7 protein-coding genes are annotated in these 11,398 nt (G+C 71.3%); 1 reads left to right on the plus strand and 6 read right to left on the minus strand.

Annotated features, from left to right (window positions below; all coding sequences use genetic code 11):
• Window positions 1–9 precede the first annotated feature (9 nt).
• Both ACY8FT_RS06045 and ileS read right to left on the minus strand, forming a co-directional pair.
• Window positions 10–1,392, minus strand: coding sequence for a bifunctional folylpolyglutamate synthase/dihydrofolate synthase (locus tag ACY8FT_RS06045; RefSeq protein WP_462418005.1), 1,383 nt, complete (start codon window positions 1,390–1,392; stop codon window positions 10–12).
• Window positions 1,389–4,805 carry an isoleucine--tRNA ligase gene (ileS, locus tag ACY8FT_RS06050; protein WP_462418006.1) on the minus strand — a complete coding sequence of 1,139 codons (3,417 nt, stop codon included), beginning with the start codon at window positions 4,803–4,805 and terminating at the stop codon, window positions 1,389–1,391. The genes ACY8FT_RS06045 and ileS overlap by 4 nt, the downstream gene beginning before the upstream one ends.
• Window positions 4,806–5,129: 324 nt before the next feature.
• Here ileS and valS point away from each other — a divergent pair, with 324 nt between their 5' ends.
• The gene (gene valS / locus ACY8FT_RS06055; RefSeq protein WP_462418007.1) at window positions 5,130–7,796 is read left to right on the plus strand and encodes a valine--tRNA ligase; all 2,667 of its coding nucleotides are present in this window, start codon (window positions 5,130–5,132) and stop codon (window positions 7,794–7,796) included.
• Window positions 7,797–7,871: 75 nt separating this feature from the next.
• On the opposite strand, the gene ACY8FT_RS06060 is transcribed toward valS, so the two are convergent.
• The 4 genes from ACY8FT_RS06060 to ACY8FT_RS06075 form a co-directional block, all read right to left on the minus strand.
• Window positions 7,872–8,459: a hypothetical protein gene (locus ACY8FT_RS06060; protein ID WP_462418008.1), complete on the minus strand. Its 588-nt coding sequence runs from the start codon at window positions 8,457–8,459 to the stop codon at window positions 7,872–7,874.
• A 35-nt stretch (window positions 8,460–8,494) separates the two neighbouring features.
• The gene (gene clpX / locus ACY8FT_RS06065; RefSeq protein WP_462418009.1) at window positions 8,495–9,766 is read right to left on the minus strand and encodes an ATP-dependent Clp protease ATP-binding subunit ClpX; all 1,272 of its coding nucleotides are present in this window, start codon (window positions 9,764–9,766) and stop codon (window positions 8,495–8,497) included.
• A gap of 159 nt (window positions 9,767–9,925) precedes the next feature.
• Window positions 9,926–10,597 (minus strand): ATP-dependent Clp protease proteolytic subunit, encoded by a 672-nt coding sequence (locus tag ACY8FT_RS06070; RefSeq protein WP_462418408.1) that lies wholly within the window; start codon window positions 10,595–10,597, stop codon window positions 9,926–9,928.
• A 35-nt stretch (window positions 10,598–10,632) separates the two neighbouring features.
• The gene (locus ACY8FT_RS06075; protein WP_462418010.1) at window positions 10,633–11,310 is read right to left on the minus strand and encodes an ATP-dependent Clp protease proteolytic subunit; all 678 of its coding nucleotides are present in this window, start codon (window positions 11,308–11,310) and stop codon (window positions 10,633–10,635) included.
• Window positions 11,311–11,398 lie beyond the last annotated feature (88 nt).

The raw sequence follows: 11,398 nt of genomic DNA on the forward strand, positions 1-11,398 counted from the left end.
CCACGCGGATCAGCCGACCTCGGTGGTGCCCAGCAGCATCCGCACGTCGGCGGCCGTCTGGACGGACCCGGTGGCGATGACACCGCCGCTGACCCCGCCCTCGTCGGCGAGCGACCCGGCGAGGTCGACCGCGTCGGGCAGGTCCTCGACGACGGTGACCATGTCGTCACCGAGCAGCTCGCGCGCCAGCCGCCCCAGTGCCTCCGGGGCCATGGAGCGGTGGCTGGAGTTGCGGGAGACGACCAGGTGGTCGACGGCACCGGAGAGCGCCGTCAGCATGCCCTCGGCGTCCTTCTCCTCGAAGATCGCCACCAGGCCCACCAGGCGGGCGAAGCTGAACGACTCCCCCAGCGCCCGCGCCAGCGTCTCCATGCCGTGCGGGTTGTGCGCGGAGTCGACGACGACGGTGGGCGAGCGCCGCACCACCTCGAGCCGCCCGGGGGTCGTGACGCCCGCGACGGCGGCGCGCAGCAGCTCGGCGTCGAGCGGCTGCTCGCCCCCGCCGAGGAAGGACTCCACCGCCGCGACGGCGAGTGCGAGGTTCTGTGCCTGGTGCTGTCCGAAGAGGGGCAGGAGCAGCTCGGGATACTCCGCCGCCAGGCCCTGCACGGTGACCAGCTGGCCACCGACGGCGACGTCGTGCTCGGGGACCCCGAAGTCCACGCCGGCGGTGACCGCCGTGGCACCGGCCTCGGCGACGGCGTCGGCGATGACCACGCGGGCCTCCTCCTGCTGCTCGGCCACCACGACCCGCGCACCCGGCTTGATGATGCCGGCCTTCTCGGTGGCGATCGCCTCGACGTCACTGCCCAGGAAACGCTCGTGGTCGACGCCGATCGGGGTGATCACGGCCACGTCGCCGTCGGCCACGTTCGTCGCGTCCCACCGGCCTCCCAGGCCGACCTCGACGACGGCGACGTCGACCGGCGCGTCGGCGAAGGCCGCGAACGCGAGCACCACAAGGCACTCGAAGTAGCTCAGCGGCGGACCGCCGGCGGAATCGCTCTCGGCGTCCACGATCGCCAGGAAGGGCGCGACGTCGTCCCACACCTCGAGGAAGTGGCGCGGGTCGATGCGCGCGCCGTCGATGGTGATGCGCTCCAGCGGGTCGTGCAGGTGCGGGGAGGTGAAGCGGCCGGTGCGCAGCCCGGTCTCCCGCAGGATCCGCTCGACGATGCGGGTGGTGGAGGTCTTGCCGTTGGTCCCCGTCAGGTGGATCACCGGGTAGGTGCGCTGCGGGTCACCCAGCAGCTCCATCACCCGGGCGACGCGGTCCAGGGTCGGCACGACGTGGCTCTCCGGCATGCGTGCCATGAGCGCCTCGGTGACCTCCCGGACGCGGCGCCGGACCTCCAGCTCCTCGGCGGCGTCGCGCCGCTGGTCCCCGGTCATCGGCGGGCCTCCCGGCGACGCAGCTGAACGGTCACGGTCCGCCCCTCGCCGAGGTCCACCTCGGCCCGGTGCGCCGACGGGTCGTCCGGCAGGGGCGTCTCCGGCCCCCCGGCCCCGAACTGCACGGCCAGCGTCTCGTCCATGATGAGCTGCTGGTGGGTCACCGCGGCGCCCCAGACCTCGGGGCCGCCGACCAGGGCCAGCGAGATGCGGTCGCTCACGGACAGGCCGGCGACGCGCCGCTCGCCCTGGACAGCGCGGATGACGTCGCGGGCCGTGCCCTCCGCCGCCAGCTCGTCGGTGACCGTGGTGTCCAGCACCACGAAGCCACCGCCGGGCAGGACGCCGGTCGCGGTGCCCTCATCGTCGCCGCTGGTGACGGTCTCGAGCGTGTACTCGCCCTCCACCAGCTCGATGCCGCCGGAGATGACGGTGCCCTCCGCGTCGACCGACCAGTCGCCGGACTTGGAGCCCTTGATGACGGTCTGCACGTCCTTGCCCAGGCGCGGGCCGGCCGCGCGGGCGTTGACCACCAGCCGCTGCTCGACGCCGTACTGCTGCGCCTCCTGCGAGTCCAGCGCCACCAGGCGCACCTCGCGCACGTTGAGCTCGTCGGCCAGCAGGGCGCCCTGGTCGGCCAGCGAGCGCGGGTCCTCGACCACCACGGTGAGGCTCTGCAGCGGCAGGCGGGTGCGCAGCTGGTTGGTCTTGCGCAGACCGGAACCCACCGAGGCCACGGCCCGGGCCGTCTCCATCGCGGCGGCGAGCCCGGCGTCGGTGGGGAACTCCGCCGCGTCGGGCCAGTCGGTCAGGTGCACCGACTCCCCGCCGGTCAGGCCGCGCCAGATCTCCTCGGTGGCGAAGGGCAGCAGCGGGGCGGCCACGCGGCAGACGGACTCCAGCACCGTGTACAGGGTGTCGAAGGCCGCGGTGTCCGTGCCCTCCCAGAAGCGGTCGCGGGAGCGGCGGATGTACCAGTTGGTCAGCGAGTCCAGGAAGTCGCGCACGAGCTCGCAGGCGCGGGCCACGTCGTTGGCGTCCAGGGCCTCGGTGGTCTCGCGGACCAGGGTGCCGGTGGCGTCCAGCACGTAGCGGTCCAGCGGGTGCTCCGAGGCGGTGGACCACCGGGCACGGTGGCCGCCCTCGCCGGCGGCGTTCGCGTACATGGCGAAGAACGACCAGGCGTTCCACAGCGGGATCATCACCTGGCGGACGCCGTCGCGGATGCCCTGCTCGGTGACCACCAGGTTGCCGCCGCGCAGGATCGAGCTGCTCATGAGGAACCAGCGCATCGCGTCGGCACCGTCGCGGTCGAAGACCTCGTTGACGTCCGGGTAGTTGCGCAGCGACTTGCTCATCTTCTGGCCGTCGCTGCCCAGCACGATGCCGTGGCAGATGACGTTGCCGAAGGCCGGGCGGTCGAACAGCGCGGTGGCCAGCACGTGCATCGTGTAGAACCAGCCACGCGTCTGGCCGATGTACTCCACGATGAAGTCGGCAGGGAAGTGGTGCTCGAACCAGTCCGCGTTCTCGAAGGGCACGTGGTTCTGGGCGTAGGACATCGAGCCCGAGTCGAACCAGACGTCCAGCACGTCCTCCACGCGGCGCATGGTCGAGCCCGTGTGCTCCCCGGGGGCGGCGCCGGCGTTGCGGGGGTCGTCCGGGTTGGGCCGGGTCAGGTGGTCCACCCACGGGCGGTGCAGGTCCACCTCGCCGTCGGCGTTGCGCGGCAGCTCCCCGAAGTCGGCCTCGATCTGCTCGAGCGAGCCGTAGACGTCCATCCGCGGGTGCTCGGGGTCGTCGCTGACCCACACCGGCACCGGGCTGCCCCAGTAGCGGTTGCGGGTGATCGACCAGTCGCGGGCGCCCTCGAGCCACTTGCCGAACTGCCCGTGCTTCACGTTGCCCGGCACCCAGGTGATCTGCTCGTTGTTCTCGAGCATCCGGCCCTTGAAGTCCGTGACCTTCACGAACCAGGACTCCACCCCCTTGTAGATGAGCGGGGTGCGGCAGCGCCAGCAGTGCGGGTAGGAGTGGTCGTAGGTCTCGTGGCGCAGGAGCAGCGTGCCCTCACTGACGCTCCCGGCCTCCTCGACGGCCCCGTCCACGGCACCGCCGGCCCGCCCCAGGTTGCGCGTGGCGGCCTTGAGGTGCGCCACGATCGGGGCATTGGCGTCGAACACCTGCTGACCGGCGTACTCGTTGACCGGCGCGGTGAAGGCACCGTCGGGCCCCACCGGCATCACCGGCTCGATGCCCTCCCGGTCGGTCACGACCTTGTCGTCCTCACCGAAGGCACCGGCGCTGTGCACCAGGCCCGTACCGTCGGTGGTGGTGACGAAGTCGGCCTCGACCACCCGGTGGGCGTTCTCCTGGCCGGCGAAGTAGGAGAAGGGCGGGGTGTACGAACGGCCCAGCAGGTCCGCACCCTTCAGGCGCTCGACGACGCGCGATGCCGGGTCCTCCCCCAGCTCCCGGGCGTACGCCTCGAGCCGCGCCTCGGCGACGACATAGCGCTGCGAGAGCCCGCTCGGGTCGGCGGCCGGGTCGGACTCCACCACGACGTAGTCGATGTCCGGGCCCACCATGACCGCGAGGTTGCTGGGCAGGGTCCACGGCGTGGTCGTCCAGACCAGGGCCAGCTCACCGGTCTCCAGGCGCAGGCCGACGGTGACGGCCGGGTCCTGCCGCATCTGGTAGACGTCGTCGTCCATGCGCAGCTCGTGGCTGCTCAGCGGCGTCTGGTCGCGCCAGCAGTAGGGCAGCACGCGGAAGTCCTGGTAGGCCAGGCCCTTGTCGTAGAGCTCCTTGAACGCCCAGATGACGCTCTCCATGAACTCGACGTTGAGGGTCTTGTAGTCGTTCTCGAAGTCGACCCACCGGCCCATCCGGTGCACGTACTCCTGCCACTCGTCGGTGTACTTCAGCACCGAGGCCCGGCAGGCGTCGTTGAACGCGTCGATCCCGGTCTCCAGGATCTCGTCCTTGGTGGTGATGCCGAGCTGGCGCATGGCCTCGAGCTCGGCCGGCAGTCCGTGGGTGTCCCAGCCGAAGCGGCGCTCCACGCGCCGCCCCCGCATCGTGCGGTAGCGCGGGACGAGGTCCTTGACGTACCCGGTGAGCAGGTGGCCGTAGTGCGGCAGCCCGTTGGCGAAGGGCGGGCCGTCGTAGAAGACGTACTCGTTCTCGCCGTTCTCACCGGCAGGGCGGTTCTCCACGGACTTGCGGAAGGTGTCCCCCGCCTCCCAGTGGCGCAGCACGCCCTGCTCGATCTCGGGGAAGCTCGGGGAGGAGACCCCGGTACCGGCGTCACCGGCGGTGCCGGTGCGCACGATGGGGTACACGCCCGGCGTGCCCTGGGTGGTGGGCTCGGGCTGCTGGCCGTCGGGGGTGGCGTCGGGTGCGGTGCTCATCGCGGCTCCTGGAGTCGGGCAGCGCCTGCTGCGCGGTCTGCTCGAGGACGACGCCGGACCTGACGACCCGTGCCGCGGTACCACCTCGGTTGCCCGGTCCACCGCTGCGAGGCGGCGGGTCGGACCCCTTCGTGACGGCTGTGTCGGGCCTACCCGTCCGGTTCTAGTGAGCCCTCCCCGCCTGCTCCCCCACCCGGGTGCGTTCCCGCGGGAGGGCGACGGTTCGTGCCGTTCTTCCGGAAGGCTCCCCGGTGATGGCCGGATCGCTGCCTGTGGCGGACATGCTACCGCCCGGCGCCGACGGAGGGTGCGAAGATGTCCCGCATGACTGTCTCCGCCTCCGGACACCGCCCCGCCCAGCAGCTTCCCGACAAGCCGAGCGTCGACGGACTCGAGGACCGCTGGACCGCGGTATGGCAGGACGAGGACACCTACGCCTTCGACCGTGCCCGCGCCGCGGAGCTGCCCCGCGAGCAGCTGTTCACCATCGACACCCCGCCCCCCACCGCGTCGGGCTCGCTGCACGTGGGACACGTCTTCGGGTACACGCAGGCCGACTGCATGGCCCGCTACAAGCGGATGACCGGCCACGAGGTCTTCTACCCGATCGGCTGGGACGACAACGGCCTGCCGACCGAGCGCCGGGTGCAGAACTACTACGGCGTGCGCGGCGACCTCTCGCAGCCCTACGTCGAGGCCTACGAGCCGCCGCAGCGCGGCGGGGACGGCAAGTCCGTGAAGGCCGCCGACCAGCAGCCGATCAGCCGTCCGAACTTCATCGAGCTGTGTCACGAGCTGACCGTCGAGGACGAGAAGGCCTTCGAGGAGCTCTTCCGCCGCCTCGGCCTCTCGCTGGACTGGAACTTCCAGTACCGCACGATCGACGACAACGCCCGCGCCACCAGCCAGCAGGCGTTCCTGCACAACCTGGAGCGCGGCGAGGCCTACTCCGCCGAGGCACCTGGCCTGTGGGACGTGACCTTCCAGACCGCCGTGGCCCAGGCCGAGCTCGAGGCCCGCGACTACCCGGGTGCCTTCCACCGCATCGCCTTCCACGGCGAGGCCGGCGACGTCGAGATCGAGACCACGCGCCCGGAGCTGCTGCCGGCCTGCGTCGCCCTCATCGCCCACCCCGACGACGAGCGCTACCAGGACCTGTTCGGCGCCACCGTGAAGACGCCGCTGTTCGGGGTCGAGGTGCCCGTCATCTCCCACCCGGCCGCCGAGATGGACAAGGGCGCCGGCATCGCCATGTGCTGCACCTTCGGTGACCTCACCGACGTCACCTGGTGGCGCGAGCTGCAGCTGCCGATGCGCTCGGTCATCACCCGCAACGGCCGACTGGTGGGTGAGACGCCCGAGTGGATCGCCGGCGGCCCCGGCGCGGGGCTCTACGCCGAGCAGCTGGCCACCAAGACCGTGCACACCGCCCGCGAGAACACCGTGACCGCCCTGCGCGAGTCCGGCGAGCTCATCGGCGAACCGCAGAAGACCCAGCGCAAGGCCAACTTCTTCGAGAAGGGCGACAAGCCGCTGGAGATCGTCACCTCGCGCCAGTGGTACATCCGCAACGGCGGCCGCGACGCGGACCTGAACGCCGCCCTGGTGGCGCGCGGGCAGGAGGTCGACTTCCACCCGGCCTACATGGAGCGCCGCCACGCGAACTGGATCGAGGGCCTGAACGGCGACTGGCTGGTGAGCCGCCAGCGCTTCTTCGGCGTCCCCTTCCCGATCTGGTACCCGCTGGACGCCGACGGCGAGCCGGACCACGAGCACCCGATCACCCCGGCCGAGGCCGACCTGCCGGTGGACCCGCAGACCGACACCGCGCCCGGTTTCGAGGAGTCGCAGCGCGACCAGCCGGGCGGCTTCACCGCCGACCCCGACGTGCTGGACACCTGGGCGACGAGCTCGCTGACCCCGCAGATCATCGGCGGGTGGCGCGAGGACCCGGAGCTGTTCGACATGGTCTTCCCGATGGACGTGCGCCCGCAGGGCCACGACATCATCCGCACCTGGCTGTTCTCCACGATCGTGCGCGCCCACCACGAGCACGGCACCGTGCCGTGGCGCAACGCCACCCTGAACGGCTGGATCCTGGACCCGGACCGCAAGAAGATGTCCAAGTCCAAGGGCAACGTCGTCACGCCGGTGGACCTGCTCGAGCAGCACGGGTCCGATGCCGTGCGCTACTGGGCTGCCTCGGCCCGTCAGGGCGTGGACACCGCCTTCGACACCCAGCAGATGAAGGTGGGGCGTCGCCTGGCCATCAAGCTGCTCAACGCGTCGAAGTTCGCCCTCGGATTCGGTGAGGTGTCCGGCGCGTCCTCCCGCGACGAGCTGCTGTCCCTGGTCACCGAGCCGGTGGACCGCTCGCTGCTGCTGGAGCTCGCCGAGGTCGTGGAGCAGGCCACCCAGGGCTTCGAGGCGTGGGACTACACGAAGGGCTTGGAGGTCGCCGAGACCTTCTTTTGGTCCTTCTGCGACGACTACCTGGAGCTCGTGAAGTCGCGTGCCTACGGCGGCCACGACGACACCGGCGAGGTGTCCGCGGCCACCACCTCGGCCCGCGCCGCCCTGCGCGTCGCCCTGGAGGTGCAGCTGCGCCTGCTGGCCCCGTTCATCCCGTTCGCCACCGAGGAGGTCTGGAGCTGGTGGCAGGTCGGCAGCGTGCACCGCGCCGCGTGGCCGACCCCTGCCGAACTCGCCCTCCCCGGCGGCGCCGAGGACGGCCTGGCCGCCGTGAAGCCCGCCGCGGCCGAGGTGCTCGCGGGCATCCGCAAGGCCAAGTCCGAGGCCAAGCTGGGCATGCGTGCCCAGGTGACCGCGATGACCCTGGCCGGTCCCGCCGACCAGCGTGCGGCCGCCCGCCGCGCGTGGGACGACGTGGTCGCCTCCGGCCACGTGGTCTGCGAGGTGCCCGAGGTGGACGCCGAGGCGATCGAGGTCCGCGACACCGAGCTGGTCAAGGTGGAGAAGCCCAAGGCCTGAGCGCACTCTCCCCAGAACGCCGCGGGCGGGGGGTCCGTCCGGACCCCCCCGCCCGCGGCGTTCTCTCGTCCCCGGTCAGCCGCGAGGGGCCACCACCGCCCACGGCACGGACCACCCGGCCACCCGCTGCTCCCCGGCGGCCAGTGCGTCCACGTCCGCCTCGACCACGGTCCCGCCGGCCGGGTCGTAGAGCGCCAGCCGGCCCGTGGGGTCCTCGGCCAGCAGGCACACGTGCCGCGGCAGCCAGCGCGAGCCGACGTAGAGCAGCGCCGGTTCGTGCTGCCCCACGCCCTGCAGGGCCTCCCCCAGCCCGCCTGCCCCGGCACGACGCACCAGGCCCATGCCGTAGCGCGGGTCGCCGTCCCGCTCGGCGCGCACGATGCGCCGCAGCTCAGCCAGCGCACCCCACGGCGGGGTGCCCAGCGACATGGGCCACGGCATGCGCAGCACGCCGGCCTCCCAGGGGTTGTTCGTCCGGCCGAAGCGCGCGAACTCCGCCCCCTGGAAGTCCTCGACCTCCACCGGGTCGTCGGCCGCCGGCAGCGGCATCCGCTCCAGCAGGCGCTGTGCCGCCACCAGGCTGGCGGCACCACAGGTCACCTCGCTGGCCTGCTGCGGCAGGCGCGTGCCCACCTGCAAGGTGCTCCCGGGGCGGTCGGTCATCTCGGCTCCTCGCTCGGGCAGGGGCTCGGGCCCGGTCAGGCGCTCTTGCGCTTGGGCCGCTTCGTCGGCTTCTCGTCACGCCGCACGATGGTGGGGTTCACGTTGTCCGCAACCACCTCGGCGGTCACCACGACGCGCTCGATGCCGTCGTCGCTCGGCACGTCGAACATCACCGGCTGCAGCACCTCCTCCATGATGGCGCGCAGTCCACGGGCACCGGTCTGCCGCAGCATCGCCTGGTCGGCCACCGCGCGCACCGCGTCGTCGGTGAACTCGAGCTCCACCCCGTCGAGCGAGAACAGGTGCTGGTACTGCTTCACCAGCGCGTTGCGGGGTCCGGTGAGGATGTCCACCAGTGCGTCGGCGTCCAGCGGGCTGACGGTGGTCACGACCGGGACGCGGCCGATGAACTCCGGGATCAGACCGAACTTCACGAGGTCCTCGGGACGCACCCGCTGCAGCATCTCCCCCTCGCTGCGCCGCACCGCCAGCTCCGCCCCGAAGCCCAGGCCGCCGCGGCCCTCCCGCTCCCCGACGATCGCGTCCAGACCGGCGAAGGCACCGCCGACGATGAACAGGACGTTGCGGGTGTCGATCTGCACGAACTCCTGGTGCGGGTGCTTGCGCCCGCCCTGCGGGGGCACCGACGCGACCGTGCCCTCCAGGATCTTCAGCAGCGCCTGCTGCACGCCCTCCCCCGAGACGTCCCGCGTGATGGACGGGTTCTCGCTCTTGCGGGTGATCTTGTCGATCTCGTCGATGTAGATGATGCCGGTCTCGGCCTTCGCGATGTCCCCGTCGGCCGCCTGGATGAGCTTCACGAGGATGTTCTCGACGTCCTCGCCGACGTACCCCGCCTCGGTGAGCGCCGTCGCGTCGGCGATCGCGAAGGGTACCTGCAGCATCCGCGCCAGGGTCTGGGCGAGGTAGGTCTTGCCGGTGCCCGTCGGGCCGATCATGAGGATGTTGCTCTTGGCGACCTCGGGGGTCTCCTCGTCGTCGGCGGCGGGCTGGGCGTCGATGCGCTTGTAGTGGTTGTAGACCGCCACCGCCAGCGCGCGCTTGGCCTCGTCCTGCCCCACCACGTAGGACTCGAGGAAGGCGTGGATCTCCCGCGGGGTGGGCACCTTCTCCAGCCGCTCCACGGAGGCCGCGGGGAACTCCTCGTCGATGATCTCGTTGCAGAGCTCGATGCACTCGTCGCAGATGTAGACGTTCGGACCGGCGATGAGCTTCCGCACCTGCTTCTGGCCCTTGCCGCAGAAGGAGCAGGTCAGGAAGTCGCTGCTGCCCGCCGTGCGCGCCATGTGCCTCTCCCGTTCGTGCGCCGGAACACCGCATCCGTGCGGTGACGGGTTCAACGCTACCCCTGCCCACCGACAACCCCTCCGCAGGGGCCGACCGACGCGAGAGGGGGCCGTCACCGGTGCGGTGACGGCCCCCTCGGGCGCGTGCGGCGGGGAACCTCAGCCCTCCAGCGCCGCCTTCCGGCTGGGCAGGACGGCGTCCACCAGGCCGTACTCCTTGGCCTCGTCGGCCGAGAGGATCTTGTCGCGCTCGATGTCGTTGCGGACCTTCTCCGCGGTCTGGCCGGAGTGCTTGGCCCAGGTCTCCTCGAGCCAGGTGCGCATGCGCAGCACCTCGTTGGCGGTGATCTCCAGGTCGGAGGCCATGCCGCCGGTCCCCTCCATCGCGGGCTGGTGGATGAGGATGCGCGAGTTCGGCAGGGCGAAGCGCTTGCCCTGCGCGCCGGCGGCCAGCAGCACGGCACCGGCCGAAGCGGCCTGGCCGAGCACGAAGGTCTGCACGTCCGGGCGGATGAACTGCATCGTGTCGTAGATGGCCGTCATCGCGGTGAACGAGCCGCCCGGGGAGTTGATGTACATCAGCACGTCGCGGTCCGGGTCCTGCGACTCCAGCACCAGCAGCTGCGCGATGATGTCGTCCGCCGAGGCGTCGTCGATCTGCACGCCGCAGAAGATGATGCGGTCCTCGAACAGCTTGGTGTACGGGTCCTGCCGCTTGCTGCCGTAGGCGGTGCGCTCCTCGAACTGCGGCAGCACGTAGCGGGACGAGGGACCGGGCACGTTCAGTCGGCCCTGGGCGCTGGGGTGGTTCATGTTTCCTCCGTGCATCATCGGCTGGTGGACGCGGGCGGCCTCGTCGGACCAGCTCACTGCTGCTCCCCCTCGGTCTCACCGGCGTGGGCCCGGTCCTCGTCGGCCACGTCGCCCTTCTTCACGTCCTGGGTGTCGGTGGAGGTCTGGAAGACGTGGTCCACGAACCCGTACTCCTTGGCCTCCTGCGCGGTGAACCAGCGGTCGCGGTCGGAGTCCTTGGTGATCTGCTCCGAGCTCTGGCCGGTGTGCTCGGCGATGAGCTCGGCCATCTGGCGCTTGATGTGGAGCAGCTGCTCGGCCTGGATCTTGATGTCCGAGGCCGTACCGCCGACGCCGCCGGAGGGCTGGTGCATCATGACGCGGCTGTGCGGGGTGGCGTAGCGCTTGCCCGGGGTGCCTGCCGAGAGCAGGAACTGGCCCATGGACGCGGCCAGGCCCATGGCCACGGTCGCGACGTCGTTGGGGATCCAGTTCATGGTGTCGAAGATCGCCATGCCGGCGGTCACCGAGCCACCCGGGGAGTTGATGTACAGCCAGATGTCGGCGTTCGGGTCCTCGGCGGACAGCAGCAGCAGCTGCGCGCAGATGGCGTTCGCGTTGTCGTCGCGCACGTCGGAGCCGAGGAAGACGATGCGCTCCTTCAGCAGCCTGTTGTAGATCTGGTCGTCCAGGCCCGCCAGCCGCGCGCCCTCACTGGCCACGGCGGGGGTCGATGCGGTGTGCTCGCTCACGCGGTCTCTCCTTCGTCGGACGGTTCCTTCGGTCGACGCTAACGTCGGCGGGTGCCGGTTTCGTCCCGGTGATCGGCCTGTTCGCCCT

This window comes from Kytococcus sp. Marseille-QA3725 (assembly GCF_054950055.1).

Bases quoted from the DNA above. Each gene is read 5' to 3' on its own strand.
- ACY8FT_RS06045 (WP_462418005.1), bottom strand. From the start codon at position 1,392: ATGACCGGGGACCAGCGGCGCGACGCCGCCGAGGAGCTGGAGGTCCGG.
- ileS (WP_462418006.1), bottom strand. From the start codon at position 4,805: ATGAGCACCGCACCCGACGCCACCCCCGACGGCCAGCAGCCCGAGCCC.
- valS (WP_462418007.1), top strand. From the start codon at position 5,130: ATGACTGTCTCCGCCTCCGGACACCGCCCCGCCCAGCAGCTTCCCGAC.
- ACY8FT_RS06060 (WP_462418008.1), bottom strand. From the start codon at position 8,459: ATGACCGACCGCCCCGGGAGCACCTTGCAGGTGGGCACGCGCCTGCCG.
- clpX (WP_462418009.1), bottom strand. From the start codon at position 9,766: ATGGCGCGCACGGCGGGCAGCAGCGACTTCCTGACCTGCTCCTTCTGC.
- ACY8FT_RS06070 (WP_462418408.1), bottom strand. From the start codon at position 10,597: ATGATGCACGGAGGAAACATGAACCACCCCAGCGCCCAGGGCCGACTG.